At 57.4% G+C, this 26155-nt stretch carries 28 protein-coding genes; 21 read left to right on the forward strand and 7 right to left on the reverse strand.

Translation table 11 applies throughout. From position 1 onward, the window contains the following. Positions 1-30 precede the first annotated feature (30 nt). Positions 31-654 carry a hypothetical protein gene (locus tag MOMUL_RS04465; RefSeq protein WP_062282068.1) on the forward strand — a complete coding sequence of 208 codons (624 nt, stop codon included), beginning with the start codon at positions 31-33 and terminating at the stop codon, positions 652-654. Between the two features lie 36 nt (positions 655-690). Here the strand turns inward: MOMUL_RS04465 and MOMUL_RS04470 are convergent, their stop codons facing one another. Beyond that, positions 691-2301, reverse strand: a complete 1611-nt coding sequence (locus tag MOMUL_RS04470) for a hypothetical protein (protein ID WP_062282071.1) — start codon at positions 2299-2301, stop codon at positions 691-693. A gap of 130 nt (positions 2302-2431) precedes the next feature. On the opposite strand from MOMUL_RS04470, the gene MOMUL_RS04475 reads away from it, so the two are divergent. The 4 genes from MOMUL_RS04475 to MOMUL_RS04490 all read left to right on the forward strand — a co-directional run bounded on the left by MOMUL_RS04475 (position 2432) and on the right by MOMUL_RS04490 (position 4541). Beyond that, complete coding sequence (locus MOMUL_RS04475) at positions 2432-2710, forward strand: hypothetical protein (protein ID WP_062282074.1); 279 nt, start codon at positions 2432-2434, stop codon at positions 2708-2710. Positions 2711-2779: 69 nt separating this feature from the next. Next, positions 2780-3082 (forward strand): heavy-metal-associated domain-containing protein, encoded by a 303-nt coding sequence (locus tag MOMUL_RS04480; protein WP_062282077.1) that lies wholly within the window; start codon positions 2780-2782, stop codon positions 3080-3082. Positions 3083-3149: 67 nt separating this feature from the next. Continuing rightward, positions 3150-3962 carry a M55 family metallopeptidase gene (locus MOMUL_RS04485; protein WP_062282080.1) on the forward strand — a complete coding sequence of 271 codons (813 nt, stop codon included), beginning with the start codon at positions 3150-3152 and terminating at the stop codon, positions 3960-3962. 186 nt (positions 3963-4148) lie between these two features. After that, positions 4149-4541 carry a DUF302 domain-containing protein gene (locus tag MOMUL_RS04490; RefSeq protein ID WP_062282082.1) on the forward strand — a complete coding sequence of 131 codons (393 nt, stop codon included), beginning with the start codon at positions 4149-4151 and terminating at the stop codon, positions 4539-4541. 11 nt (positions 4542-4552) lie between these two features. Here MOMUL_RS04490 and MOMUL_RS04495 read toward each other — a convergent pair whose 3' ends face one another. Then, positions 4553-4798 carry a DUF3006 domain-containing protein gene (locus tag MOMUL_RS04495; RefSeq protein WP_064774334.1) on the reverse strand — a complete coding sequence of 82 codons (246 nt, stop codon included), beginning with the start codon at positions 4796-4798 and terminating at the stop codon, positions 4553-4555. A 47-nt stretch (positions 4799-4845) separates the two neighbouring features. Beyond that, the gene (locus MOMUL_RS04500) at positions 4846-5907 is read right to left on the reverse strand and encodes a ComEC/Rec2 family competence protein (RefSeq protein WP_062282423.1); all 1062 of its coding nucleotides are present in this window, start codon (positions 5905-5907) and stop codon (positions 4846-4848) included. Between the two features lie 147 nt (positions 5908-6054). On the opposite strand from MOMUL_RS04500, the gene ggt reads away from it, so the two are divergent. The 13 genes from ggt (at position 6055) to hemL (ending at position 21244) form a co-directional block, all read left to right on the forward strand. Next, positions 6055-7644: a gamma-glutamyltransferase gene (ggt, locus tag MOMUL_RS04505; protein ID WP_062282085.1), complete on the forward strand. Its 1590-nt coding sequence runs from the start codon at positions 6055-6057 to the stop codon at positions 7642-7644. A gap of 120 nt (positions 7645-7764) precedes the next feature. Then, positions 7765-10281: an O-antigen ligase family protein gene (locus tag MOMUL_RS04510; protein WP_062282087.1), complete on the forward strand. Its 2517-nt coding sequence runs from the start codon at positions 7765-7767 to the stop codon at positions 10279-10281. Positions 10282-10363: 82 nt separating this feature from the next. Then, positions 10364-11332, forward strand: coding sequence for a polyprenyl synthetase family protein (locus MOMUL_RS04515; protein WP_062282089.1), 969 nt, complete (start codon positions 10364-10366; stop codon positions 11330-11332). Between the two features lie 14 nt (positions 11333-11346). Continuing rightward, positions 11347-11976, forward strand: a complete 630-nt coding sequence (locus tag MOMUL_RS04520) for a precorrin-2 dehydrogenase/sirohydrochlorin ferrochelatase family protein (RefSeq protein ID WP_169802162.1) — start codon at positions 11347-11349, stop codon at positions 11974-11976. Then, entirely contained in the window at positions 11952-13271 is a 1320-nt protein-coding gene (hemA, locus tag MOMUL_RS04525) for a glutamyl-tRNA reductase (protein WP_062282095.1), read from the forward strand. Before MOMUL_RS04520 ends, hemA begins: the two co-directional genes overlap by 25 nt. Next, positions 13272-14213 (forward strand): hydroxymethylbilane synthase, encoded by a 942-nt coding sequence (gene hemC / locus MOMUL_RS04530; protein ID WP_062282097.1) that lies wholly within the window; start codon positions 13272-13274, stop codon positions 14211-14213. Next, a complete protein-coding gene (gene cobA, locus MOMUL_RS04535) occupies positions 14200-15735 on the forward strand; it encodes a uroporphyrinogen-III C-methyltransferase (protein WP_062282426.1) in 1536 nt (511 codons plus the stop codon). Before hemC ends, cobA begins: the two co-directional genes overlap by 14 nt. Continuing rightward, on the forward strand, positions 15732-16907 hold the full coding sequence (locus MOMUL_RS04540) for a radical SAM/SPASM domain-containing protein (protein WP_062282100.1): 1176 nt from the start codon (positions 15732-15734) through the stop codon (positions 16905-16907). Before cobA ends, MOMUL_RS04540 begins: the two co-directional genes overlap by 4 nt. Before the next feature lie 90 nt (positions 16908-16997). Continuing rightward, entirely contained in the window at positions 16998-17972 is a 975-nt protein-coding gene (gene hemB / locus MOMUL_RS04545; protein ID WP_062282103.1) for a porphobilinogen synthase, read from the forward strand. Further along, a complete protein-coding gene (gene nirJ2, locus MOMUL_RS04550) occupies positions 17972-18973 on the forward strand; it encodes a putative heme d1 biosynthesis radical SAM protein NirJ2 (RefSeq protein WP_062282106.1) in 1002 nt (333 codons plus the stop codon). Before hemB ends, nirJ2 begins: the two co-directional genes overlap by 1 nt. Continuing rightward, positions 18966-19424, forward strand: a complete 459-nt coding sequence (gene ahbA, locus MOMUL_RS04555; protein WP_062282108.1) for a siroheme decarboxylase subunit alpha — start codon at positions 18966-18968, stop codon at positions 19422-19424. Before nirJ2 ends, ahbA begins: the two co-directional genes overlap by 8 nt. A gap of 2 nt (positions 19425-19426) precedes the next feature. Further along, positions 19427-19927, forward strand: coding sequence for a siroheme decarboxylase subunit beta (gene ahbB, locus MOMUL_RS04560; protein WP_062282111.1), 501 nt, complete (start codon positions 19427-19429; stop codon positions 19925-19927). 18 nt (positions 19928-19945) lie between these two features. Next, positions 19946-21244 carry a glutamate-1-semialdehyde 2,1-aminomutase gene (hemL, locus tag MOMUL_RS04565; protein ID WP_084785462.1) on the forward strand — a complete coding sequence of 433 codons (1299 nt, stop codon included), beginning with the start codon at positions 19946-19948 and terminating at the stop codon, positions 21242-21244. 212 nt (positions 21245-21456) lie between these two features. On the opposite strand, the gene MOMUL_RS16865 is transcribed toward hemL, so the two are convergent. The 4 genes from MOMUL_RS16865 to MOMUL_RS04585 form a co-directional block, all read right to left on the reverse strand. Beyond that, the gene (locus MOMUL_RS16865; protein WP_062282113.1) at positions 21457-21879 is read right to left on the reverse strand and encodes a molybdopterin dinucleotide binding domain-containing protein; all 423 of its coding nucleotides are present in this window, start codon (positions 21877-21879) and stop codon (positions 21457-21459) included. An 83-nt stretch (positions 21880-21962) separates the two neighbouring features. Further along, positions 21963-22331, reverse strand: coding sequence for a molybdopterin-binding domain-containing protein (locus MOMUL_RS16870; RefSeq protein ID WP_062282116.1), 369 nt, complete (start codon positions 22329-22331; stop codon positions 21963-21965). 17 nt (positions 22332-22348) lie between these two features. Then, positions 22349-22660 carry an AzlD domain-containing protein gene (locus MOMUL_RS04580; RefSeq protein ID WP_062282119.1) on the reverse strand — a complete coding sequence of 104 codons (312 nt, stop codon included), beginning with the start codon at positions 22658-22660 and terminating at the stop codon, positions 22349-22351. Continuing rightward, positions 22642-23376 (reverse strand): AzlC family ABC transporter permease, encoded by a 735-nt coding sequence (locus MOMUL_RS04585; RefSeq protein ID WP_236712978.1) that lies wholly within the window; start codon positions 23374-23376, stop codon positions 22642-22644. Before MOMUL_RS04585 ends, MOMUL_RS04580 begins: the two co-directional genes overlap by 19 nt. A gap of 137 nt (positions 23377-23513) precedes the next feature. Between MOMUL_RS04585 and MOMUL_RS04590 the strand changes: the two genes are divergently transcribed. From MOMUL_RS04590 to MOMUL_RS04600, 3 genes are all read left to right on the forward strand, one after another. Continuing rightward, complete coding sequence (locus MOMUL_RS04590) at positions 23514-23807, forward strand: hypothetical protein (protein ID WP_062282122.1); 294 nt, start codon at positions 23514-23516, stop codon at positions 23805-23807. A 15-nt stretch (positions 23808-23822) separates the two neighbouring features. After that, entirely contained in the window at positions 23823-24053 is a 231-nt protein-coding gene (locus MOMUL_RS04595) for a hypothetical protein (protein WP_054936770.1), read from the forward strand. A 155-nt stretch (positions 24054-24208) separates the two neighbouring features. After that, complete coding sequence (locus MOMUL_RS04600; RefSeq protein WP_062282124.1) at positions 24209-26155, forward strand: cell division FtsA domain-containing protein; 1947 nt, start codon at positions 24209-24211, stop codon at positions 26153-26155.

The following is a 26155-nucleotide window of genomic DNA, read 5'->3' on the forward strand; positions in this document are numbered from 1 at the left end:
AATATTTGCTCTAAGGAGGTAAGTTTAAACATGGCTGATGAAGCGAGCGTCAAGCAGGCCGTCGTTGCTCCCGGCCAGTGCCCGCCGGAAGGATGTCCGCCCCCGACTCGTATCGAGTGTATCGTCGTTGACAAGGTTTATGACAGCTGTTTCCAGGTGGAAAGCCGTACCCGGGATACAACAGTAACGACGGGTCTTACTGGTGAGTTTGCTACCGGGACTTTTACCGTAGGGCAAGCTATCCCCTGTGCCCTGAATGGGACCATTTCCTGCAGCGTGATTAACCGGGTACCAGCTACCGGCAATTTTGCCACTTTAACCATAGTCGTCTCTGTTCCAATAACCCTGACCAACCCCAATGCTCCAGCTGAAACTGCCAATCGTGTCTTTACCTTTACCAAAGTCGTCACCCTCTGCGCTCCTGAAGGAGTAACCGTAGATTGCTCCGAGAGTACCTTGCTTTTCTGCAACTGCGTCGTCTCGGCCGTAGGTGTCGGTAACATCACCGTTACCTGTGACTTCCAGGTATGCGTTGTCATTAAGACCATCCTTTCCGTCCAGCTCCTGGTGCCCAGCTACGGCTTCTGCGTGCCGGCTCCCTGCACTGTGGCTCCCGGCGTCTGCCCGCCGGCGCCACCGGCTCAATGTTTCTAGTATAACAGTTAACGGGCCCACCATTAAGAAGCACCGTCAAATTGACGGTGCTTCGCTCTTTAGTGGTTCTCCGGGCTGTTCCGGGGCCAGGATGGCGGCACTCAGGTTTTTGAGCGCCGCCAGGGTATTATCATTTTTTCCGGTTTCCTGGGCTACTGTACCCGTCCCGATCACATCTGTCCTGATTTGGTTAAAGTTAAGAACCGGGGGTTTTACTGCTCCCTGCTCAGGGGCCTGCCGGGCAGCGAGGCTGGCCATGGCCGTATTCGCTCCGGTAGAGGAAAGGTATTTACGCCATTGTTCTCCTGTCAGGAAAGTGCTCTGGAGGGGCAGTGGTGCCATACGTTCCAGTACTTCCTGGGTAAACAAGGCAGGAGCAAGGCTGGCTTCCAGGGGCCGCTTAAAGATAAACACCGGCCCGTCACCGGGAGGGGGAAATGGGTTGCCCCGGTGACGGCCTTTACCCTGCCGGGCATTCCGGACCTGCCCGGAAGGTGCCGGCGGAGAAGCCAGGCTGCTGGAAACTGGATCCTTTGCCGCCGTTGCCCTTTGGTTTACGTCCCCTTCCGTTGCCAGGAGCTCATGTTGGGGTGGTATCTTTGCTTGCCCTGCCGCCCCGTCTCGCCCCTGTATTTTACCCTGTACCGGCAGTCCATCCTGCACCTGCATTGCGCTTCTGCCGGGTATGGCTACCTCTTGCGGGGTCGTTGTAGCTCCTGCCTCCGTTCCCTCTCCAGGGCCCGTTATAGCCCCTGACTCTGTCATCTTTCCCCCAGTCTCTCCCCGGGCCGCGCCCCCTGTGGTTTCTGCTCCTGCGTCCCTCTTTTCTCCGGTCTGAACAGGGTTCTCTCCCGGCCTGGCCGGCGTCATAGTTGCCGGTTCCCCTTCCGGAGGCGCAGTTTCCTTCTTTTCCTGGTTTGTTGCGGGAACCCGGTACTGCGGTTCCCTTAAACAGGCATCCCGGAAGCGCTGCAACAGGGATTGAAGCTTGAAAACCGTTTCTTCCGTAAGCGGTTTCTGGAAATACCAGGTTAACCCGCCAACCAGCCACATCGTAATGTTGTGAATAAATTCCGGGTCCAGGTGAACCTGGCAAAATTCAATTAAGACCGATGGCACTTCTGCATTATTTAAAAGGCGGCGGTAACGGAAGTTTTTAAAATGCTCCCAGGATCCGGGGATGGTATAACCCAGGGGTCTTCCTGAACGGAGCATAGCCTGTACCAGGGCAGCAATTAGACCCAGGCTTTCCTCGCGCTTTTTGGGTGCGTAAAAAAAGCGTAAGGCTGGTTCTGGAGCGGGAGCGGCACCATCCCTTTGCGAGAAAGCAAAAAGGACTTGGGTCTGCCATAGCCTGAAAAGCTGCCCGTCGCTGGCGGTAGCTGGAACAATTAAAACATTGGCCCCCTGTCCCTGCAGCTCCTGGCTTAAGGTAGTTAGCAGGGCCGTAAAGGTTTGATCCTGGCCGGCCAGCGGGCGTAAAACAATCGTTTTATTAGCCAGGGGCGGATTCAGGATAAAGTTTCCTTCACCGTCTTCTAAGAGACTTACACCCAAACTGCGGCACAGGATTGGAAACAAGGCTTTGCTGAAAGCATCAAGTTCCCATGATGATAAAGCAATATCTCCCAAAAGGATTTTGGCCATCTTTCACCCCTCATTTCATAGAATCACTATTACAGCATATGTTGGTGAATGGAGGGATGAACCTAAAATAGGCGGCAAAAGGCGAGTTGATGCATAGAATATAGGGCAGGGCCCTGGAGGTGGCAAGGACATGGAACCGAAGGTAAGAATGTGGATTGACGCCCGCCAGGAAAAATTCCAACCTGGACGGCACCAGGAAGTCACCTACATTATACCCAACCTTGAAACGCCGGTCATCAGGGAAACAGTCTATTATACCCTGGCAGCCCTGGTAAAGGAGATCCAGTTACCCCGGGAGGGCCAGGTCGATATGATGAAAATAATCTATGACCCGGAAAGGATTACACCTTCTTTTATAGACTATTTGTTACAGCAAAAGGGGGTTGAGTTCCGGCGACTGAGTCCCTGAGGGGAAAACGGGTGAGCAGGATGCTCATCAGCAATTAAAAGTTAAATATGGTAAAAGGAGGTTAAATAGATGAGCTGGTACAGCCAGCGGGCCGCAGAAATCCTGGCCGGGCAACAGTGGCAAAATTTGCGTTATGGTTACACCCCTGAGCTCCGGCAGGTAACCATGACCCTGATTGTAAGCGACATGCGCACCGGGGAAGATGCCAAAAAAATTACTAATGCCCTGGGCAGCCTGCCGGGTGTAATTAACGTCAATGTTGTCCTCGAACGTCGCTGGGTGGTGATTACCTATTATTTGCCCCAGATAAGCCTGGAAATAATTGGTCAGCATATCACCAAACTCGGTTACCATTATATCCATAAATCATGAAGGAGTTGTTCTTAGGGCCGGTCAGGCCCTTTTGACATTTACCCGTCATAAGGGAGGAATGGCAGGGATGCGGGTTTACATATCCGCCGATATGGAAGGCGTGGCCGGGGTAACTGCCTGGGAACAAGTGGAAACCATAGGTGGGGTGGAATACGCACGCTCCCAGAGACTAATGACGGCTGAAGTCAATGCCGCCATCCGTGGCGCCCTTGAAGCCGGGGCTACCAGCGTAACCGTCAATGACGCCCACGGCAGGATGCGTAACATCCCGCCGGAAGACCTGCACCCCGGGGCCCAGCTCATCAGCGGCACACCGAAAAAACTGGGTATGATGGAGGGTATAGACAGGGGCTTTGCTGTAGCCTGTTTCATAGGTTATCATGCCCGGGCCGGCAGCCATGGCGTCCTGGCCCACACCTACAGCGACGTAGTCCACCGCCTGGAGGTTAATGGACAGGAAATGGGGGAACTGGGCCTGAATGCCCTGCTGGCCGGCTATTTCGGTGTCCCGGTGGTCCTGGTGAGCGGCGACCAGGTCCTGGCCGGGGAAGCAAGGAAAATCCTTGAAGGAGTAGAAGCCGTTATTGTTAAAGAAGCAGTTAATTACCACGCCGCCAGGTCGCTCCCGCCCCGGCTGGCCAGGGAAAAAATCCGCCTGGGACTGGTCCGGGCCCTGAGCAAAAAAAGTTATCAACCCCTTGCGGCACCGGCCCCGGCAACGGTAACGATTAAATTTAACGACCCGGCCCGGGCGGCGGCAGCAGCTATCCTGCCCCGCAGCCGGTTCCTCGATGCCGCTACCGTAACTTACACGGGAGCCGATTACCTGGAAGCCTACCAGGCAGCAAGGAGCCTCATTACCCTGGCCAAAAGCAGCTAATACCGGGACAGGGTTTTCCCGGCGTTCCAAAACGGAGTAAATTAAGGGTTCATCAGGTTATTATTCGCCATATATATTGACAGCGAATTATGTAAGTAGTATTATAGTAAAGTCGAAAAGCATTTATAAAGCTCAACAATGAAAGCCAGACTTACTACAGGCCAACAGGCGAAGGAGGCATTTGGCATGGATTACCAAGACATCAGCTACACCGTGACAACTGAAAAAAATTTTGACGCCGCCGTGGCTTCCGTGGAAGAAGCTACTGCCGCGCAAGGCATGAAGGTCCAGCATATCCACGATGTCCAGGCCACCCTGAAAAGCAAGGGCTACGCTTCTGAACCACTGAAAATCATTGAAATCTGCAATGCCCGCTACGCCCACGAAGTCCTGGCTAAAGACGTCCTGATCAGCTTGATGATGCCCTGTAAAATAAATGTCTACACCCGGGACGGCAAGACTTACATCAGCGCCCTGCGGCCCACCATGCTGGCCAAATTTTATCCCGAAGCCGGCCTGGAAGAAATAGCCTCACAGGTGGACGCTAAAATCAGGGCCATTGTGGATGCAGCCCGGTAAGCATTAAGCTTCTACCCCTCAAACACATCGTCCGCCAGGGAGCGGGCTTCTTTTTTGCGCCGGGCAGTGGCTTCCGGATCCAGGACGACGGCGAGTTTAATCACGTCACCCTCTTTGGCGGCCCGGGGCAGGAGGGAGCGGGGCAGGGTAAAGGTGCGGCGGCCGTATTCAATTACGGCCATGTCTTCTTCAAAACGATCAATGACCAGCAATTCCCGGCGGGGCATTATTTTACTCCTTTCACTTTTACTTTGCATCAGGTCGCTATAGATAGCAGGAATGCTACCGGCCTGGCCGTACAATGCTACTGTATAGTCACCTTCTGGCCGTCGGAGACGGCCGTTATGGTACCATCCTGGTCGGTACGGTAGATTTTAACCCCGGCTTTTTGTAGGCGTTGCAGGGTCTGGGCATGGGGATGGCCATAGTCATTCCCTTTACCCACGGAGATAACAGCATACCTGGGAGCCACAGCTTTGAGAAAAGCAGTGCTGGTAGAATAACGGGAGCCGTGGTGGGCTACTTTGAGTACATCAGCCTTAAGAGGCCTGCCGCCGGCCAGCATTTCCTCCTCGGCGGTAGTACCGGCGTCACCGGTAAAGAGAAAAGCCGTTTGCCCGTAGGTGAGGTGCAGGACGGCGCTATAATCGTTTAGATCCTCATAATTACTTTTCGCCGGGCTGACAAAAAGAGCCTGGAGGCCCCCATCCATGGGCAGCGCAACGCCGGCTTTAGCCTCCATGGCCTTGAGGCCCTTATTTTTTATAGCCAGCAAGAGGTCCCGGTATGAATCAGAATTATGGGTCACCCGGGGAAGGTAAACTTTACCCACCTGGAAGCTGTTAATTACCACGTCCAGGCCGCCTATATGGTCCTCATGGGGGTGGGTGCCAATGACAAAGTCCAGTATCTCAACACCGTACTGCTGCAATTCCTGTACCACCCCCGGCCCGGCTTCACTGGTGCCACCGTCGATTAAAATGTTCTTGCCATCGGGCAACTGCACCAGGATGGCATCCCCCTGGCCGACATCCAGGTAATGGACGCGTAGCTTGCCGGTTTCAGCCGGTGGGGTTGAGGAGTCGGGAGGCTTTTCTTGAGATGTTGAGGTGCCAGGCGCTGCTCCTGGTGCAGGCGAAGCTGTTTGCGCTACCGGCTGCCGCGACTGGTTGGCCGGGGAAGGGGGCTGTTCCCCGGTAAGGTTACCACAGGCAGTAGCCAGGAAGAGGGTAAAAGCGAGGACGGCATAGATGGCCTGGCGTTTGGCCTTTTTCCCGGCCCGGCGCAAAGCAAGCCACCCGGTACTAACCGCGAGGAGAACGGCAGTTAAAAATGCCAGGATGCTGATGGTTGCTACCTGTACCATTAAATTCACCCTTAATAAAAGTGCTGGTTCAAAAATCCTCTTTAAAGAATAACACCTGAAGACCTCCATCGTCAAAAGATCTCGTCAAAAATATAGATTAAGGGTTACAATAAAGACTGAAGTCTCCTGAAATGAGGTGTAGTTCGTATGTATCGGCCAATAGTTATGGGTACCAACGGAATGGTGGCAGCGGCCCACCCGCTGGCTTCCCTGGCAGGAGTTAATATCCTCAAGCGCGGTGGTAATGCTATTGATGCTGCCATTGCTATCAATGCCGTCTTAAATGTTACCCAGCCTCATATGTGCGGTATTGGTGGTGACTTGTTTTATCTTATTTACCTGGCCCGTACGAGAGAAGTAATTTTTCTTAACGGTTCCGGCCGGGCGCCCCGAAGAGCCAGTCTGGAATTTTTCCGGGAAAAAAGAATGGTTAAAATACCACCCCGTAGCGCCTATGCTGTTACTGTTCCTGGCTGCGTCGCTGCCTGGGAGGATGCACGAGAACGTTATGGTACTATGCCCCTAGCTGATCTCCTGGCCGAGGCCATTACCTATGCCGAAGGGCATCCTGTGAGCCATAAACTGGCCTGGTACATAACCGAACACCGGGAAGTTTTGTCCCGCTACCCGGATACAGCGGCCATCTTTTTACCCGGCGGGAGGCCACCCCGACCGGGGGATATTTTACGCCAGGATGACCTGGCTGCCACTTTCCGCCTCCTGGCCAGGGAGGGAAAAGCCGCCTTCTACCAGGGGCCAATTGCTGAAGCAATAACCAGAACCGTTCAAGAAGAGGGTGGTTTCCTGGCCCTCGAAGACCTGGCCGGCCATACTTCGACCTGGGGCCAACCGGTAGCCACTACTTACCGCGGCTATACCATTTACGAAACAGCGCCTAACAGCCAGGGTTTAACGGCCCTGTTGGAATTTAACTTGGTGGAAGGTTTTGACCTTAAAGCCATGGGCCTCGACACGTCCACCTACATTCACCACCTGGTAGAGGCCAAAAAGCTGGCCTTTGCCGACCGGGATGCCTATATTAGTGACCCGGATTTTGTGCAAATTCCTATCGATCATTTGCTCTCTAAGGATTATGCAGCCAAGCGCCGCCGTCTTATTGACCCGCAGCAGGCTATGGAAATAGCTGCCGGCAGCCAGTTGCGAGGCGATACCACCTACTTTGCTGTGGTGGACAGGGAAGGAAATATTGTTTCTTGCATTCAGAGTATTTATTTCCCCTTTGGTTCCGGCCTGGTGGCCCGGGGTACCGGTATTTTACTTCAAAGCCGGGGTGCTTATTTTTCCCTCGACCCCAGCCATCCCAACTGCCTGTCACCTGGTAAACGCACCCTCCATACACTGATGGCAGCCATTATCACTAAGGGCGACAAGCCCTGCCTGGTCTTCGGTACCATGGGGGCCGACGGGCAGCCCCAGACTCACTTGCAGGTAATATCCCGTTTCCTGGATTTCGGCTGCAACATCCAGGAGGCCATTGAAGCACCACGCTGGATCCATGGTAGGGCCTTGGGAGACGGACCGCCCAGCCTGAACCTGGAAAATCGTTTTGATCCTACCGTAATTGAAGACCTGCGCCGCCTGGGTCACAAAGTAACCCTTTTACCGGCCTGGTCAAATGAAACAGGTCATGCCCAGGGGATTGTAATCGACTATCAAAGGGGTGTCCTTATGGGTGGAGCCGATCCCCGTGGTGATGGTTATGCTCTGGGGTGGTAGAAAAAAGCCCCCCGGCAGCCACCGGCTATCGTTTGCCCCCGGCTATCTTTTTATTTTAGCAGGAAAAGGATAGGGAAGCGGCGAATGAATAGGTAGACATGACGTGAAAGGGGTCTAGCCATGGCACGGAGCAAAAGAAAGACCGGGGCAGCATATATAAAAGAAGCACATAGAAAAGGCAAAGTAATCCCCTTAACAAGTGCCATCAAGGGCGGGAAAAATCAAACGGTAAATAACGCTGAAGATAACCTTGATACTAATACGCGAGTAACCCCCTGGCGCCGCGCCAAGGAAAAAAACAGCAGCGGGGAGCCCTTCTGGCCGTCCGGGGGCAACCAGACTTTATTTCTTCTGGCCTTTACTGGCCTGTTGTTGCTCCTCTTTTACCCGCCTTTTTTTCGCGGCCTCTTTTTCCCGGTAGAGCAGCGCTGGACCTTACTTTTTGCCGCCGTCCTGTTTTTCCTTACTTACCTGTGGAAGTTGTCCCGCCGGGAAGTAGCCTTCCTTAACCGGCCCCTGGATTTTGCAGCCGCGGCCCTGGTAGTAGTTTATATCCTGGCTGCCATCAAGCCGGCCAGCCGTAGCCTGGCCGTAGCTGAAGTAGCTAAGGTCCTCCTTTACTTTTTAACCTTCTGGCTGACTTCCCGCCTTGGCGGCCAGCGCCGTACCCTCTACCTGCTCCATGCCCTTTACCTGGCCGCAGTTGGAACCGCCGTGGCGGCTTTGCTCAGTGCCACCGGGATTGTTTATATTAAAGATGGGTTTGTCGGCGGGCGTTTCTTTTCCACTTTGCAGTACCCCAATGCCCTGGCCAGTTACACCGGTGCCGGCAGTATCATCGGTTTTTACCTCTGGGCCCGGGCCGGCAGCCGCCAGCGGTATTTATACGCAGCGGCCAACTACCTGTTGCTCATGGTTTTCCTGGGGACAGGCTCCCGGGGCGCTTACCTCGTTTTCCCCCTGGTTATCTTCCTCTACTGGCTGCTGGCGCCAAAAGGCTACCGCCTGAATACCCTGGCTCACCTGGTGACCAGCAGCGCTGCCGCCCTGGCAGGCAATGCCCGGTTTATTCCCCTGGCCGTTGCTAAAGCCTATGGCCCGGCCTGGAGCTGGTTTGCCCTGGGCCTACTGGTAGCCCTTGCCGGCCAGCTTATTATCCAGGGAGCCGGCTGGAGCCTGCGGACCCCCAGGGCGCGCATGGCAGCCGTGGTGGCCGCTCTGGTCCTTCTCATTGGCGGCGGTATTTTCCTGGTCCAGCACCAGCTGGCGGTCACTCCGGTAGCAGGGGGCAGGCAACCGGCCAGTCTCCTAGCCCGGATCCTGCCGCCCCAGATTATGGCCCGGCTCCAGGATATCAACCTGGAGACCAAAAGCAGCCGGGAACGGCTGATCTGGACTGGGGATGCGCTGAAGATGGTCCGGGAACGCCCCGTCCTTGGCTTTGGCGGTGGTGGCTGGGAAGCAGCCTACCGCCAGTACCAGAGTTACTTTTATAATTCCACCCAGGTGCACAATGATTACGCCCAGGTAGCCGTAGAAACCGGTCTGGTGGGCATCGCTGTACTGGGAATTGTATGGCTGTTTTTCCTCCTGACTGCCCTGGGTAACTACCGTTCTTCCCGCGGCATAGAACGCCTCCAGGCCCTGGCTATAGGTATGGCTGCCTTGAACCTCGGCCTCCATGCCGCCATTGATTTCGACCTGGCCCTGGGAGCCGTCTCCATGATGCTCTGGGCCTGCTTCGGCCTGGCCAGGAGTATTGAAGGCCAGCGCCTGGGACCGGAGCCGGCCCTGGCCGCGGCAGTATTTAAAAATAAGCAGGCGGCTTACGTTACAGGAGCAGCCCTGGCAACCCTGGTCATCGTCCTTTTCAGCATTTCTTACCTGGCCGGGGTGACTAGCGCCCGCCAGGCGGCTGCTGCCCTGCAGCGCAACAACCTCCGGGCTACGGCCTCTTACCTGGAAGAAGCCAGCCGTTATGACCCCTTCACTGCGTCCTACAACAGTGACCTGGCCGGTATTTACCTGAAGGAAGGGAAAACTAAGGAAGCCCTGGCCCTGGCCCTGGCTGCCAGCAAAAAAGAGCCCTACAACCTGGCTATCTTAAACCGCCTGGCCGAAGCCTACTGGCAGGATGGTATGGTAGAGCAGGCCCTAGCGATCATGGAACGCGCCCGTCAGGTTGCTCCCTGGGTAGGCGCCAGCTGGGAGAACCTGGGGCAGGCTTATACTGCCGCCGGTATTAACTATCTACAGGCCGGCCAGCAGGACAAGGCGCGGCAGGTGTTCCAGCAGGTAGCGGCCTTGCCGGCAGCCGTAAAGGAAAAAGTGGATAGCCTGGGAGAATTCAAAGACCTGCACCAGCCCGGCGGGGTGACCCTGAGCCCGGCTATCCAGCTCCGGGCGGCCATTGGCCAGTATTTCCTGGGGCAGGAAAGGGAAGCGGCAGCCAATCTTAACGCCGCAGCTAAAGATGCAAAAATAAAGGCTGAAGCCCAGCTCTGGCAGGCAATACTCGCTTATTACCAGGGAGATACCGGCCGGGCCAACCAGCTCCTGGCCCAGGTGGAGAAGGCCGATGCCGGCCTGGCCAAACAATACGACCAGTTTAAAAACCTGCCGGTTCTTGCTAAATAGGTAGAGGCTCACCTGAGCGGTAAGTATCTGGTAATGGGGAAAAATACTCGGCAAGAACATTTACAGGTGGTATAATGTAATTATGAAAGAGTTACCCCTCTGGCAGGAGGTACAAGCCGATTTACAAGAGGTAGAGGCTGAATTATTGCGCCAGGTGGATGCTCCCGACCCGGTCTTGAGCCAGGCAGCCCGGCACCTAGTCCAGGCGGGGGGAAAAAGACTGCGCCCGGCCTTTGCCATCCTAGCAGCTAAATGCTGCGGCGCCCCCCTGGAACGGGTCCTGCCCCTGGCCGTGGCCCTGGAAATGATTCATATGGCCACCCTGGTCCATGACGACGTCATCGATGCCTCGCCAATCCGGCGGGGGCGGCCGACGGTGTGGGCCCGCTGGGGCCAGGAGCTTTCTTTGCATACAGGGGATTACCTTTTTGCCCGGTCCCTGCTCCTGGTGGCCACCTATGACGATCCCCGTATCCCTTCGATCCTGGCTTCCACCAGCGTCAAAATGGTCCAGGGGGAACTGTACCAGCTGGCCGGCACCTTTGACCTAGAGGTTACCTTGCGGGATTACCTGAAACGTATTTACCGCAAGACGGCCTTGCTAATTGCCGCCAGTTGCCAGCTGGGGGCCATAGCTGCCGGGGCCGGGGAGGATTTTATCCGCCACCTGTACCATTATGGCCGCAACCTGGGGATGGCCTTCCAGATCACCGATGACGTCCTGGATATGGTGGCCGATCCGGAACGCCTGGGTAAGCCCATAGGTAGCGACCTGCGCCAGGGGGTTATTACCCTGCCGGCCATCTATGCTTTACGCTGCTCTCCCAAAAAGCAAAAGCTGGTTTGCCTGCTGGCCAAAAGGGATAAAACAGCTACGGAAATTCTGGAAGTCATTGACCTCATTAAAGATTGTGGCGGCATCGATTATGCCCTGGGGCTGGCCGAGCGTTACCTGGCCCGGGCCAGGCAGCAGGCCATTTTCCTGCCGGAAGGACAGGCGCGGGATACTTTAATGGGCCTGACGTACTTTGTGAGGACGCGTGGTATATAATGGGCTTTTATTCTATGGCTGTAGAGCTAACAGACCGTCCCTGCCTGGTAGTCGGCGGCGGGCAGGTGGGTGAGCGCAAGGTTCTAAATTTGCTGGAAGCAGGCGCCAGGGTTACCCTGGTAAGCCCGGAGGTCACCCGCGTCCTGGCCGACCTGGCCCTGGCCAGGCAACTGGTATGGTGGCGGCGTGAATACCAGCCCGGCGATATTACGGGGATGACCCTGGTTTTTGCCGTCACCGGTGACGCCGGTCTTAATACCCGCGTGGCTGCCGACTGCCACCAGGCCGGCATTTGGGTCAATGTCGCCGATGCGCCGGAAAAGTGTACCTTTATGGTCCCATCGGTCGTCCGGCGCGGGGATTTGCAAATAGCCATCTCTACCGCCGGGAAAAGCCCGGCCCTGGCCCGCCAGTTACGCAAACAGCTGGAGGCTGAAATTGGACCGGAATACGGCCCCTGGGTGGATTTTTTAGGAGAACTGCGTCCTTTTCTTAAAAAGGTCTGGCCCCATGACCAGAAACGCCGGGAAGAATTACTGCGGCGGCTGGCCGGGGATGAGATATTATTTCGCCTGGTAGCCCGGGGCAAAGAAGATTTAGCAAAGGAGCGGGTGAAGCAGTGTTTGTCGTTGCCGCCGGTTTAAATCATCGCACGGCGCCGGTAGAAATCCGGGAGCAACTGGCTTTTGCCCGCCACGGTTTGCCGGCGGCCCTGGAACAGCTACGGGCCGTGGCCGGCGTTGAGGGTTGCGTGATTTTAAGTACCTGCAACCGGACGGAAATATATGTGGCCTGCCAGCAGGAGGAAACCGGGATCAGGGCGGGCAAAAATTTCCTTGGCCAGTCCTGCCGGATGGACCCTAAAAACCTGGAAGGCTATCTTTACACCTTGAATACGCGCCATACTGTCCGCCACCTGTTCCGGGTGGCTGCCGGCCTGGATTCCATGATTCTCGGCGAAGACCAGGTTTTAGCCCAGGTGGCCGAAGCTTACGAGATAGCCCGGGAAACAGGAACAACTAATAACATCCTCAACACCCTGTGGCAGCAGGCCATTACCGTTGGCAAGAGGGTAAGGACGGAAACGCGCATCGACCGCAACACGGTATCAATCAGCTACGCTGCCGTAGAACTGGCCCGCCAGGTTTTTCACGGTAACCTCGAGGGGCGGACCGTTTTAGTAATCGGTGCCGGTAAAATGAGTACCCTGGCTGCCCGTTACCTGAAAGATAAAGGCGTGACCACGGTCCTGGTTTCCAATCGTTCTTATGACCGGGCTGTAGCCCTGGCTTTTAAGATTGGCGGACAGGCCGTGCGCCTGGACGCCCTGGAGGACTACCTGTCCCGGGCCGATATCGTTATCAGCTGTACGGCGGCCAGCCACTATATTCTTCACCGGGAACAGGTAGCCCGGGCCCGGGCGGCACGGCCGGACAGCCCCCTGATGCTCATTGACATTGCCGTGCCCCGGGATATTGAGCCATCTGCAGGCGACCTGCCGGGGGTGAAACTGTATGATATCGACGACCTGCAACAGGTGGTCCTGGCCAACCTGGAGGAACGGCAGCATGCCGCCCGGCAGGCGGAAGGTATCATTACGGCTGAAGTCGAGGCCTTCTTCCGGTGGCTGGGCTCCCTGTATGTGGTGCCGACTATTATTGCCTTGAAGGAAAAGGCCGAAGCCATTAAACAGGCTGAACTGGAGCGGGCCTGTAACCGGCTGGGAGAATTGACACCAAGGCAGCAAAAAATAATCGGCTCCCTGGCCAACTCCATTGTCAACCAGCTCCTCCACGACGCTGTCGTGAACTTAAAAAAGGCCGCCCTGACACCGCGGGGACATTTGTATGCCGAAGCCCTGCATGAACTTTTTAACCTGCCTGTGGAAGGGGCTAAGTCCCGGAAAGAAGCGGCGGCAGTGGAAGGAGGAGGGCAATAAATGCTGGAAGTAAAGGTGGGCTCCAGGGAAAGTGAACTGGCCCGCTGGCAGGCCCGCTGGGTCATAGAGACCCTGGAAAAAGCCTGGCCGGATCTGACCTGTCGCCTGGTTACCCTTAAAACTAAGGGCGATAAGATCCTCGATGTGGCCCTGGCGCGGATTGGCGATAAGGGCCTTTTTACCAAGGAACTGGAACTGGCCCTCCTGGACGGAGTTATCGATATGGCTGTCCACAGCATGAAGGATATGCCGACCAGCTTGCCAGAGGGCCTGATTATCGGTGCCATGGGGCAGCGGGAAGACCCGGCTGATGTCCTCATCTCCCCGGCGGGCTATACCCTGGCGACTCTACCAGTCAAGGCCCGGGTGGGGACAAGCAGCCTGAGGCGCAAGGCCCAGCTGGCCAATGTCCGCCCCGACCTGGAACTGGTGGACCTGCGGGGCAATGTCCCCACCCGCCTGGCGAAAATGGAACGGGAAGGGTTGGAGGCCATCGTCCTGGCTGCCGCCGGGGTGAAAAGGTTAAACCATGGCCGCCTCCTGGGGGAACCCATTCCCTACCACCTCTGCCTGCCGGCTGTAGGGCAGGGGGCCATCGGCGTCGAGATCCGGGCCGGGGATGAACAAATCGCGCAGCTGGTGGCCGCCATCAACCACCCGCCCACGACAGCGGCCGTGCGGGCGGAAAGGGCATACTTACGCGCCCTGGAAGGAGGCTGCCAGGTTCCCATAGGTGCTCTGGCTACCGTGGAAGGCGAAGCCCTGGTCCTGCAGGGTATGGTAGCCAGCCTGGACGGCAGGCAAGTGTTAAGGGATTTTACTTCCGGGAGCACGGCCAACCCGGAGGCCGCTGGCCAGGAGCTGGCCCGGAAATTACTGGCCCAAGGCGCGGAGGCCATTTTACAGGAGGTAAGACTGAAGGGTGGCAATTCCCACAGGTAAAGTATATCTGGTCGGTGCCGGCCCCGGTGACGCCGGTTTATTAACTATCAAGGGACACGAATGCCTGGCCCGGGCCGACGTGGTGGTCTATGACCGTCTGATCAACCAGGGCCTCCTGGATTATGCACCAAATGGGGCCGAAAAAATCTATGTCGGCAAAGCCCCCTACCGCCATGCCCTGCGCCAGGAAGAAATCAATGAACTCCTGGTAGAGCTCGCCCGGCAGGGAAAGCAGGTAGTGCGCTTAAAAGGCGGTGACCCCTTTGTCTTTGGCCGCGGCGGGGAAGAAGCCCTGGCCCTCAAGGCCGCCGGGATACCCTTTGAAGTGGTGCCGGGGGTCACGGCGGCCATCGCCGTACCGGCCTACGCCGGCATCCCGGTCACCCACCGCGGCCTGGCTTCGACGGTAGCCTTTATTACCGGCAATGAAGATCCGGGTAAAGAAAGCAGCGCCATAAACTGGGAAGGCCTGGCCGGCGCCGTCGATACCCTGGTTTTCCTCATGGGCATGGCCAACCTGGCCCCGATTGTCAGCCGGCTGCTGGCCTGTGGCCGTCCACCCGGTACCCCGGTGGCCCTCATCCGCTGGGGCACCAGGGCCGAGCAGGAGACTCTGGTCGGTACCCTGGCCGATATTGAGGCCAAAGCCCAGGAGACCGGCTTCAGCAATCCGGCCATTATCGTCGTCGGCCAGGTGGTCACCTTGCGCTCTACCCTGGCCTGGCTGGAAGGCAAACCCCTTTTCGGCCGGCGGGTGGTAATTACCCGCCCCCGGGCCCAGGTGGAAGCAATGGCCCGGCGGCTGGCCGAACTGGGGGCGGAAGTGCTGGCCTTCCCGGCCATTGAAATCGAGCCACCGGCCGACTGGAGCCCTGTGGATGCCGCCCTGGCTAAGATTAAAGATTTCGAGTGGTTAATTTTTACCAGTGCCAACGGTGTCCGTTATTTCTGCCGGCGTTTACAGGAAAGGCAGCTTGACATCCGCACCCTGGCTGGGATAAAAATTGCCGCCATCGGCCCGGCGACGGCCAGGGCCCTCCAGGAACGGGGGTTGCTCCCCGCCTGGCAGCCGGGGGAATATGTGGCCGAAGCCGTAGCTGCGGGCCTGGGACCTTTACTTCAGGGCCGGCGGGTGCTCCTGCCCCGGGCTGATATTGCCCGGCCCTTCCTGGCTGAAGATCTCCGCCGCCAGGGGGCACAAGTGACGGAAGTAGCCGTCTACCGGACGGTTAAAAGGGAAGGCGATGCTTCCGCTTTACGGGAACTTTTAGCCGCCGGGAAAGTAACGGCCGTTACCTTTACCAGTTCTTCTACGGTCAAGTCTTTCCTTGAACTCCTGGGGAAGGATGCTCTTACCCTCATGGAGGGCGTCGATGTTTTTTGCATCGGGCCTATTACGGCAGCCACGGCCAGGGAAGCGGGGCTGGCGGTAACAGCTACGGCCGGGGAATATACGGAAGCAGGCCTGATCCAGGCCATGCTGGACTATTATGCCGGCCGGAAGGCAGGTGAGGAGAACTGATCAGCCTGACTAAACTGCTTTTTAATGATAGTTATTTCGGGGATACGTTGCGCTACAGCCAGTCTGCCTTTGGCGCGGCAGCGGGAGCGCGCCGGGATAGTGGCCCGGTAGTAGTCTGGAATTGTACCCGGGCCTGCAACCTGAAGTGCCGCCATTGCTATGCCAGCGCCGGTCCAGGTGCAGGCAGCGAAGAGATGGATACCCGGGCCGCCCGGGATTTCCTGGAGCAACTGGTGGCCTTCCGCGTGCCTGTCCTTCTCCTGTCCGGGGGTGAACCCCTGGTGCGGACGGATATCTTTGACCTGATGGCCACTGCCGTGAAAGGGGGCCTGCGGGTCACCCTGTCTACTAACGGTACCCTTATTGACCGCAGTACAGCCCGGGAATTGAAAAAAATCGGCGTCAGCTATGTGGGGATCAGCCTGGACGGCGTGGAGGGCAAGCATGATGCCTTCCGGGGGCAAAAGGGAGCCTTTACGGCGGCCCTGGAAGGCATCCGTAACTGCCTGGCTACCGACCAGCGGGTAGGTTTACGTTTTACCATCAGCCGTGCCAATGTCGACCAGCTGGAGGAGATTTTTTACCTCATCCGGGAAGAGAACATTCCCCGGGCCTGTTTCTATCATTTAGTTTACAGCGGCCGGGGCAGTGAGCTCGCCGGGGAAGACCTGAGCCATGAAGAAAGCCGCGCCGCCATGGATTTGCTTATCGAAGCAACCAGGCGCCTGAAGGAACAGGGCCGGGAAGTGGAAATCTTAACCGTCGATAACCATGCCGACGGCATTTACCTTTATTTGCAACTGCGCCGCCAGGACCCGGAGCGGGCAGCAGCCGTGCTGGAGTTATTGCGCTTGAACGGGGGTAACCGCAGCGGGATCGCCATCGGCGCCGTCGACTGGGCCGGTAACGTCCACCCTGACCAGTTTACCATGCACCACACCCTGGGTAATGTCCGGGAACGGCCCTTTGGTGAAATCTGGACCGATTTGAGCCATCCCCTCCTGCAAGGCCTGCGGGATCGCAAGCCCCTGCTCAAAGGCCGCTGCTCAACTTGCGCCTGGCTGGACCTCTGTAACGGCAACTGCCGCGCCCGGGCGGAAAGCCTGACCGGCGACTTCTGGGAGGCCGACCCCGCCTGCTATTTAACGGAAGCGGAGATTGCAGCCAGGTAAAAATGCCCCTGTTTGGCTATGTCCCTCACCGCTCACGGCCATGCCCCCAGGATATAGCCATAATCAACATATTTGCCGAGGTGATTTTTCATGTCCGGTTTTCCCGTGCGCCGGCCGCGCCGCCTGCGGCAGAATGAAACCTTGCGGGCCATGATCCGGGAAACGGAAATTAACGTCCGCGACCTCATTTATCCCTTTTTTGTCATCCACGGCCAGGGAATAAAAAACCCGGTACCTTCCATGCCGGGCGTATACCAGCTCTCCATCGACAACCTGGTTAAAGAAGCCGCAGGAGTAGTCGCTGCCGGCATCCCGGCTGTCCTCCTCTTTGGCATCCCGGCAGTAAAAGATGAGGTGGGCTCCGGGGCCTATGACCCCCGGGGCATTGTCCAGGAAGCCGTGCGGGCCTTAAAGGGCGCTTACCCGGGACTCCTGGTCATTACCGACGTCTGCCTGTGCGAGTATACCAGCCACGGCCACTGCGGCCTGGTGGATGGCGGCCAGGTTTTAAACGACCCCACCCTGGAGCTTATCGCCAAAACAGCCCTCTCCCATGTGGAGGCCGGGGCCGATATCGTAGCCCCCTCGGATATGATGGACGGCCGGGTAGGGGCCATCCGCCGCCTCCTGGATACAGAAGGCTTCACCCACACACCTATCCTGGCCTACGCGGCCAAGTTCGCTTCGACTTTCTACGGTCCCTTCCGGGAAGCCGCCGGTTCGGCACCCCGGTTTGGCGACCGCCGCAGCTACCAGATGGACCCGGCCAACAGCGACGAGGCCCTGCGGGAAGTGGAACTGGACCTCCAGGAAGGGGCCGATATGATCATGGTCAAACCGGCCCTGCCTTACCTGGATATTATCCGGCGGGTTAAAGATAACTTTAACGCCCCCCTGGTAGCCTACCAGGTCAGCGGCGAGTACGCCATGCTCAAAGCCGCCGCTGCCAATGGCTGGCTGGATGAAGAAAGAACCGTGCTGGAAAGCCTGACGGCCATCAAGAGGGCCGGGGCCGATCTCATTATCACCTATTATGCCCTGGATGTAGCAAGGTGGCTAAAATAATGCTCTTATCATGGAATACGACCAACCAGTGCAACCTCTACTGCGACCACTGCTACCGGGACGCCGGCGCTAAAGTGGAGGATGAATTAAGTACGGCGGAAGCAAAGAATCTAATCGATGAGGCCGTTAAAGCCGGTTTCCGGATTATGATCTTCAGCGGTGGCGAACCCCTGTTAAGGTCCGACTTGCTGGACTTGATAGCTTATGCTGCTACGCGCGGCTTAAGGCCGGTCCTGGGGAGCAACGGTACCTTGCTCACCCTGGACCTGGCCCTGGAATTGAAAAAGGCTGGGGCGCGGGCCATAGGTATTTCCCTGGATAGCTGCGATCCCGCCCGCCATGATCGCCTGAGACGCCAGGAAGGAGCCTGGCAGCAGGCCGTGGCCGGTATGGCAGCTTGCCGGGAAGCGGGTTTGCCCTTCCAGGTGCATACCACCGTCTTTGACTGGAACCAGGACGAGCTGGAAAAACTCACCGACCTGGCGGTGGATCTTGGTGCGGCGGCCCACCATTTCTTTTTCCTGGTGCCCACCGGCCGGGCGGCGAGCATTGAAGCGGAATCCTTACGGGCCGAGGCATATGAGGCAACTTTAAGGCGCATCTTACAAAAGCAGCAGCAGGTAGATATTGAATTAAAACCGACCTGCGCGCCCCAGTTCATGCGCATTGCCCGGGAAACCGGAGTGCCTGTACGTTACAGCCGCGGCTGCCTGGCCGGCATTGCCTACTGTATTATCAGTCCCCGGGGGGATGTACAGCCCTGTGCCTACCTGAACCTGCCCGTGGGCAATGTCCGGGAAACGCCCTTTAGCCGCCTCTGGCAGGAGAGTGAGGTTTTCCGCATCTTACGCACGGAAAGCTACGGCGGTGGCTGCGGCCACTGCGGCTACAAAAAGATTTGTGGCGGTTGCCGCGCCCGGGCCTGGTATTACCACGGTGACTATATGGCTGAAGAGCCCTGGTGCATCTACCAGGGCCGGAAGGGGATGAAGGTTGGATAGCCTTGACCGCCGTTTATTAAATATGATCCAGGAAGATTTCCCCCTGACGGAGGAACCGTACGCCGAAGTGGGCCGGCGCCTGGGCCTGACGGAAAAGGAAGTCCTGGAACGCCTGGCTAAATTAAAAGAAGAGGGGATCATTCGCCGCATCGGCGCTGTCTTTGACCTGCGGCGGCTGGGTTATACCAGTACCCTTTGTGCTATGAAGGTCCCTGAAGGGCGCCTGGCGGAAGTAGCGGCAGTGGTTAATGCCTTTCCAGGAGTTACCCACAATTACCTGCGGGAAGATGCTTATAACATGTGGTTTACCCTTATCGGCCCCTGCCGCCGCCACCTGGAAAAGGTTATGGCCAGCATCGAAGCCAGGACCGGCCTGCCAGTACTGGAACTCCCGGCGGAAAGCTCCTACAAGATTCGAGTAAACTTTAACCTGGAAGAAGGGAACCCATAAAATTGCCACGTCCTTTAACCGACCTCGAAAAAGAACTGGTGCGCCTGCTCCAGGGCGACATCCCCCTGGTTTCCCGTCCTTTTTTACCGGTGGCCCAAAAGCTGGGCCTCAGCGAAGCGGAAGTCCTGGAGCACATCCGCCGCCTCCAGGCCGAGGGCATTATCCGCCGCTTCGGTGCCGCTCTGCGCCACCGGGAAGCCGGTATAACTGCCAACGCCATGGTAGTCTGGCAGCTGCCGCCGGAAGAATTAAAAAGGGCAGGGGAAAAACTGGCCACCTTCCCGGAAGTAACCCACTGTTACCAGCGCCAGCAGCGGCCCGAATGGCCCTATAACCTGTATGCCGTCATTCACTGCCACACCAGGGAGGCCTGCGAGAAACTGGCGGCCCGCCTGGCCGCAGCCATTGGCCATAATAATTACCGCCTCATTTTCAGTACGGCCGAGCTAAAAAAAGAGAGCATGCAGTATTTTATTCAGGAACCCCCCGAGTGTCGGGAATAGAAAAGGAGGAAGTACCCGGTGATCGAAGCCTGGCCCAAATCAGCTGCCGCCTATGCTGAGGCTGTTAAACTCATGCCCGGGGGGGTCAACAGCCCCGTCCGGGCCTTTAAAGCTGTAGGCCTGACGCCGCCCTTTATCCAGCGTGGTGAAGGGGCCTATCTCTATGACATTGACGGCCACCGGTATATCGACTATGTCGCCTCGTGGGGGCCTCTAATCCTGGGGCACCGCCACCCGGAGGTTATAGCTGCCCTGGAAAACACCTTACATACCATGGGGACCAGCTTTGGCGCTCCTACCGAACTGGAAAATGAACTGGCCCGGGAAATCACCGCCGCCGTTCCTTCCATCGAGATGGTGCGCCTGGTCAATTCGGGAACGGAGGCGACCATGAGCGCCATCCGCCTGGCCCGTGGTTATACCGGCCGGGAGAAAGTTGTTAAATTTGCCGGTTGTTACCACGGCCATGCCGATTATTTTTTAATCCAGGCCGGCTCCGGGGCCCTGACCTTTGGCGTCCCCGACAGCCCCGGCGTCCCGTCTGCCACGGCCGCCAATACCATCGTTGCCCCGTATAACGATCTGGATGCCGTCGAGGCTATCTTTAAGCAGGCCGGCGAGGAGATTGCCGCCGTCATTGTCGAACCTGTGGCCGGCAATATGGGCTGCGTCCCGCCGCAGCCGGGGTTCCTGGAGGGCCTGCGGGCCATAACGAAACACTATGGAACCCTGTTAATTTTTGATGAAGTCATGACCGGTTTCCGGGTAGCCTACGGCGGTGCCCAGGCCCGCTTTGGCGTCCGGCCGGACCTTACCTGCCTGGGTAAAATCATCGGCGGCGGCCTGCCGGTAGGGGCCTACGGTGGCCGGCGGGAGATTATGGCCAGGGTAGCTCCAGTCGGGCCGGTCTACCAGGCCGGGACCCTGTCCGGCAACCCTCTGGCCGTCAGTGCCGGCCTGGCAACTTTAAAAATCCTCAAGGAGCCCGGTGTCTATGAGCGCCTGGAAACCCTCTCAGCCCGCCTGGAAAAGGGCCTCAAGGAAGCCGCCAGGGAGGCCGGTGTACCCGTTACCTTTAACCGGGTGGGAGCCATGTTCACAGCCTTCTTTAACCCCGGCCCGGTAACCGATTACACTACGGCCACGGCCAGCGATACCAAAGCCTTTGCCGCTTACTTCCAGGCCATGCTGCGCCGGGGAATTTACCTGGCGCCGTCCCAGTATGAAGCTGCTTTCATGTCCCTGGCCCACACTGAAGCAGATATTGACCGGACCGTTGAAGCTGCCCGGGAGGCCTTCCAAGAGATCGCTGCCTGAAAAAACCGTGTGAGTATCAATCCTTTAACCTTCTAGGGGGTGTCTGTGGGACGTCCCCGAAAAATATTTTGGTAGCTATGTATAAGATTGGCCGGGGAGGTTATAATAGGAATACACACTCACTTCTTCAAAGACCTCCTTGAGCCAGCAGGGCCTTGAGCAACGACGTTCAAGGCCCTGCCGGTTTTTCGGGGCTCACCACCGGTTACCAGCTATAACGGCCGGATATCGACCCGGTGGTCGTAAAAGGTACTGCCGCCTCCCAGGTCGGTCAACTCGTCGCCAATGACGCTGTTAATGTTGCGTTTGCCGGGGGAATGCTGGCACCACCAGACCCCGGGAGCCACGGCGACACCCGGAGGAACGTCGCTGCTGGCCCGCACTTTGAGGAGGCAGGAGCCGCGCTGGTTGTAAACCTCAGCCAGGGTGCCATCCACCAGGCCTTTTTTACGGCAGTCATCGGGGTTGAGGAGAACCTGAGGGCCGCCTTCCCGTTCCCGGAGGGGAGCCAGCTGCCCGAAATTGGAGTTGAGGGCAAAATGGGCCGGGGCCGTGAGGAGGTAGAAAGGATAAAGGCCGGCCCGTTCAGTATCGCCCGGCGGCTCGTAGCCGGGGAGTTGGGCACCGGCAGCCACAAGTTCGATTTTACCTGAAGGGGTGGCAAATCCCCGGGCCGGTTTTAGTTTAACAGCCCTGCCGGCAGCCAGGGCTTCGCGGTCTACCTTGTCAAGGGGTATCTCTGCCGGGCCTGCTGGACCAGGGAGAGGAAATGGATACTGGTAGAGGCCGGGTTCATACCCCAGATGATTACCAGGTCCGCATCGACAACCGTCTCCGGGGCTTCCGTCCAGGAAATAGGCGTAAAAAGGCCGCTGCCTTTGGGACCGCTACGCTTTAAGGGCGTCAGAATCCGTTCCGGGGAGTGAATGAGTTGCGGGTAATGGCGCATTTTGGCGCAAGTATATCCCCTCGTGTAGGGGTGCTCCGGGTCGCCGCTGACTTTAGTCACCCGGCCGTCGTTAACTTCAATGAGCAAGCCACAGGCATCGGGGCAGTCGAGGGGACAGACGGAACGATAGGTAGCCATAGTTAAAAACCTTCCTTTCAGTGCTGGACCAGGACCATGGCCAGCATGCCGGTTAAAATGGTCAGGGCCATGCTGCGGGTCTTCAGAGCTACTATCCCAGTGGGGATGGCAGCCAGCAGGTAGGGGTTAGCGGTCAAAGCCAGCTTGCCACCTGGCAGTAGCAGTCCCGGCGCCAGCAGGGCGGCCAAGACGGCCGCTGGAACATAACTTAGCCAGCGTAAAAAAACCTCCGGTAACCCCATGCGACTCAGAACTACCAGGGGGAGCATCCGGGGCAAGTAGGTTACCAGGGCGGTACCGAGAATAATAATTAAAATTTGCCTGTCCATGGTTCCAGGATCACCCCCAGGGTGGCGGCTATCACCGTTGCCAGGATGATGTTCCAGCTGCCGGGCCAGAGGAGGGCAATAACTACCGAAAATAGAGCCGCCAGGGCAGCAACCACCAGGGTCTGCTTATCCTTTAACTGCATGACCAGCAGGATGATGAACATGGCCGGCAGGGCAAAGTTGAAACCGAAACGGGCCGGATCCCCCATCAAATTCCCCGCCAGTCCGCCCAGCAGCGAGGCCAGCACCCAGGAAAAATGGGCCGTCAGGTTAAGGCCGAAATGATAGGGAAGATGGGCCTCGTGGTCGCTGTAGTGGTTGATGGCCACGGCAAAGGTCTCGTCGGTAATTTCCGCTGCCAGCAGGGCCAGGGCGGCTGGACGGAAACGCCGTAAATGGGGTACCAGGGAGGCACTGAAGAGCAGGTGGCGCAGGTTGACCAGGAAGACGGTGAAAATAATGGCGGCCGCTGTCACGCCGCTGCCAAACATGCTAACGGCAATAAACTGGCCGGAGCCGGCATAGAGCAGCACCGACATGAGTACTGTCTCCCAGAGGTTAAAGCCCGCCTCCCGGGCCAGGACACCGTAGGCAAAGCCGAGGGGTAAATAGCCGAGGACGATGGGCAGGGCTGCCCGGACACCTTGCCACATAAGGGGGGCAATCTCTACAGGTACGGTAACATCGCGGGGCAAAACTTCATCCTGAGGTTGCATGTCTAATCTCCTTTCCGCAATGATTCTATAACACTTGCCCCGCCGGTGCAATTAGAAAAAGCCGGCCACCAGTAACATCCTGGTAACAACTGGCATAGCTTATAACATAAGAACCCTTTTATGGAAGGAGTAATAGTATGAACGGTTCCTATCATAAAACTAAAAGAGCCCTGGAAATCGACCTGGAAGAGATCAGGCTCCTGGCTGAAGCCGCGGCGGCAACACCTTCCTTTGGCGTCCGGCATACCCTTTTAAACCACATCCTGGGTGAAGTAGAAGAAGCCATATTCTGGAACCACCACCTGGCCCATTTAATGGCCTACGAACCGCCCTATCAACCGCCTTACCCGCCGCCTTATAAACCGCCAAGGCCGCCTTACTATGATGACCCTGTCCCTTACAGTGAAAAACCTGCGGAAGAAAAGAAATAGAAAGGAGAAAGAACTATGCACTGGTTGGATAAACTGCGCCAGGTCCTACGCCTTGATGAGGAAGAGCTGACCCTCTGGCCGGAAATTGCCTCTACAGCCCCGGATGGAGTCAAGCAAATAATTAACAGTATGCTGGAGCGGGAAAAGAAAGAAATGGAAGACATAAAGAAGATCCTGCAAATGTACGGCGGGGCGCCAGGTTATCCTGACCCCTATAGCGGCTTTGCTGAGGGAGAAAAGAAATAGGGTAGTGACTAAGTGACCCGGGATTGAAACACCCGGGTAAATTTTTGCTACTTCCTGCCGTGGTTAATTTACAAAGCAGGAAAAGGCCGGCTTTTACCAGAGGGAAGCAGGATTTTACCTGGACAGGGCGAATTTTGTAGGAGGGAGGTGCTGCAATGGCTGAAGGCCCGGTTTTTGCCCTGGATGTGGGGACCCGCAAAGTCGCTGGCCTGGTACTGGCCCCCGGGACAAAGGGTTACCACATCCGGGCGGCAGCAATAGTTGAACACCAGCAGCGCGCTATGCTGGACGGCCAGATCCATGATATTCCCCAGGTAGCCCTGGCCATCCAGGCGGTTAAAGAACAACTGGAAAAAAAGTTACATATGCCTTTAAAAGAAGCAGCGGTAGCCGCTGCCGGCCGGGCTTTAAAAACCCAGCGGGCCACCGCCGAGGAAGAAATATCGCCGGCTACGGAAATCAGTGGCCAGGATGTGCTGGCCCTGGAGGCGGCAGCCGTCCAGGAAGCAGAAAAACGTCTCCTGGATGGTAGTGAAAATCAATTGGCCTACCACTGTGTGGGTTACAGTGTGGTGGGCTACAGCCTCGATGGTCATCCCATCGGTAACCTGGTTGGCCAGCGGGGCCAGCGCATGGCTACTGAAGTTATAGCCACCTTTTTGCCCCGGGTGGTGGTAGATTCCCTGGTGGCGTCCCTGCAAAGGGCAGGGCTCACCATGGCTTCCCTTACCCTGGAACCCATTGCCGCCAGCGCCGTGGCCGTACCGGCAGCCATGCGGGGATTAAACCTGGCCCTGGTAGATATCGGCGCCGGCACTTCCGACATTGCCATTACCGGCCAGGGCACCATTACCGGCTACGCCATGGTACCCTCAGCCGGGGATGAAATTACCGAAGCCCTGGCAGGGGCCCTCCTTTTGGACTTTCATACAGCCGAAGCAGTCAAGCGCCAGTTATTAAAAAATGCCAGTGTGACCTTTACCGATATCGTCGGGCAACAACGCACCCTACCGGCACCCGGGATTATAGAGGCCATTAAACAGGCGGTAACTGAGCTGGCCCGGCAGATCGCCACCCAGATTATCTTGCTCAACGGCCGCGCCCCCCAGGCCGTCCTGCTGGTAGGGGGTGGTAGCCTGACCCCGGGACTCCCTGAGGCCCTGGCCGGACAGCTGGAAATACCGCCGGACAGGGTGGCCGTGCGCGGCCGGGAAGTTTTAAATGGCATCAGCGGCGCTAAAAATTTGCAGGGACCCCAGGCCATTACCCCTATTGGGATCGCCATTACAGCCTTAAAGCAGGAAGGCCTGGGCCTGGCCCGGGTAATTGTCAACGGCCGGCCGGTGCATTTCCTGGCCGGGCAGCAGATGACGGTTACCCAGGCCCTGCTGGCAGCCGGCATCCCAGCGCGCCTGCTTTACGGCCGGCCGGGTAAGGGCCTGGGGGTGGAAATTAACGGCCGCCTGACCTTTCTCCGCGGCCAGCCCGGGCAGCCGGGAACCATCCTGGTGAATAATTCCCCAGCCACCCTGGATACCACCGTCAGGCCCGGCGATGAAATCCAGGTGATTCCGGGCCGGGATGGCGCCGATGCCCGGGGTACAATAAAAGACCTGGTGCCGGAACTTACTCCTAAAACAATTACCTTTAACGGCCGCCAGGTTACCCTGGAACCCCTGATTATCATGAATGATAACCAGGTGGATTACCATACCCAGGTAGAAGATCAGGCCCGCATCACCTATGAACCCCTGGATACGGTAGCCCGGGTCCTGGCTAGGCTGGGGGAGTCCCTGGAAGGCACTATTCTTTTAAACGGCCAGCCGGTCCGGCCCGAAGCTCCCATCAAAGATGGCGACAACCTGGTCACAGGGGTAGAGGCTACCGGCCGGGCCATAACTATCATCTTAAATGGCCGCCCGGCTACCCTCAAAGTCCAGGCAGCCGATGTTTTATTTACCGATGTTTTTAATTACCTGGATTTCCCGTCAACACCGCCGCCGGGCCGGAAAAGGCTGGTAATGGAGGTTAACGGCCGTCCGGCCGAATTTACTACCCCCCTGGCCGAAGGAGATCAGGTTACTTTACGCTGGGACCCTTGA

This window comes from Moorella mulderi DSM 14980, assembly GCF_001594015.1.
Lineage (GTDB): Bacteria > Bacillota > DSM-521 > Neomoorellales > Neomoorellaceae > Neomoorella > Neomoorella mulderi.

What these genes read in the sequence shown, in the direction of transcription:
- MOMUL_RS04480 (WP_062282077.1), top strand. Translation starts at nt 2,780, where the DNA reads ATGAGCTGGTACAGCCAGCGGGCCGCAGAAATCCTGGCCGGGCAACAG.
- MOMUL_RS04585 (WP_236712978.1), bottom strand. Translation starts at nt 23,376, where the DNA reads ATGCAACCTCAGGATGAAGTTTTGCCCCGCGATGTTACCGTACCTGTA.
- MOMUL_RS04580 (WP_062282119.1), bottom strand. Translation starts at nt 22,660, where the DNA reads ATGGACAGGCAAATTTTAATTATTATTCTCGGTACCGCCCTGGTAACC.
- hemC (WP_062282097.1), top strand. Translation starts at nt 13,272, where the DNA reads ATGCTGGAAGTAAAGGTGGGCTCCAGGGAAAGTGAACTGGCCCGCTGG.
- MOMUL_RS16870 (WP_062282116.1), bottom strand. Translation starts at nt 22,331, where the DNA reads ATGGCTACCTATCGTTCCGTCTGTCCCCTCGACTGCCCCGATGCCTGT.
- MOMUL_RS04485 (WP_062282080.1), top strand. Translation starts at nt 3,150, where the DNA reads ATGCGGGTTTACATATCCGCCGATATGGAAGGCGTGGCCGGGGTAACT.
- MOMUL_RS04595 (WP_054936770.1), top strand. Translation starts at nt 23,823, where the DNA reads ATGCACTGGTTGGATAAACTGCGCCAGGTCCTACGCCTTGATGAGGAA.
- MOMUL_RS04590 (WP_062282122.1), top strand. Translation starts at nt 23,514, where the DNA reads ATGAACGGTTCCTATCATAAAACTAAAAGAGCCCTGGAAATCGACCTG.
- MOMUL_RS04500 (WP_062282423.1), bottom strand. Translation starts at nt 5,907, where the DNA reads ATGGTACAGGTAGCAACCATCAGCATCCTGGCATTTTTAACTGCCGTT.
- MOMUL_RS04600 (WP_062282124.1), top strand. Translation starts at nt 24,209, where the DNA reads ATGGCTGAAGGCCCGGTTTTTGCCCTGGATGTGGGGACCCGCAAAGTC.
- MOMUL_RS04495 (WP_064774334.1), bottom strand. Translation starts at nt 4,798, where the DNA reads ATGCAAAGTAAAAGTGAAAGGAGTAAAATAATGCCCCGCCGGGAATTG.
- MOMUL_RS04470 (WP_062282071.1), bottom strand. Translation starts at nt 2,301, where the DNA reads ATGGCCAAAATCCTTTTGGGAGATATTGCTTTATCATCATGGGAACTT.
- MOMUL_RS04490 (WP_062282082.1), top strand. Translation starts at nt 4,149, where the DNA reads ATGGATTACCAAGACATCAGCTACACCGTGACAACTGAAAAAAATTTT.
- MOMUL_RS04520 (WP_169802162.1), top strand. Translation starts at nt 11,347, where the DNA reads ATGGCTGTAGAGCTAACAGACCGTCCCTGCCTGGTAGTCGGCGGCGGG.
- MOMUL_RS04465 (WP_062282068.1), top strand. Translation starts at nt 31, where the DNA reads ATGGCTGATGAAGCGAGCGTCAAGCAGGCCGTCGTTGCTCCCGGCCAG.
- hemB (WP_062282103.1), top strand. Translation starts at nt 16,998, where the DNA reads ATGTCCGGTTTTCCCGTGCGCCGGCCGCGCCGCCTGCGGCAGAATGAA.
- nirJ2 (WP_062282106.1), top strand. Translation starts at nt 17,972, where the DNA reads ATGCTCTTATCATGGAATACGACCAACCAGTGCAACCTCTACTGCGAC.
- MOMUL_RS04515 (WP_062282089.1), top strand. Translation starts at nt 10,364, where the DNA reads ATGAAAGAGTTACCCCTCTGGCAGGAGGTACAAGCCGATTTACAAGAG.
- MOMUL_RS04475 (WP_062282074.1), top strand. Translation starts at nt 2,432, where the DNA reads ATGGAACCGAAGGTAAGAATGTGGATTGACGCCCGCCAGGAAAAATTC.
- MOMUL_RS04510 (WP_062282087.1), top strand. Translation starts at nt 7,765, where the DNA reads ATGGCACGGAGCAAAAGAAAGACCGGGGCAGCATATATAAAAGAAGCA.
- ggt (WP_062282085.1), top strand. Translation starts at nt 6,055, where the DNA reads ATGTATCGGCCAATAGTTATGGGTACCAACGGAATGGTGGCAGCGGCC.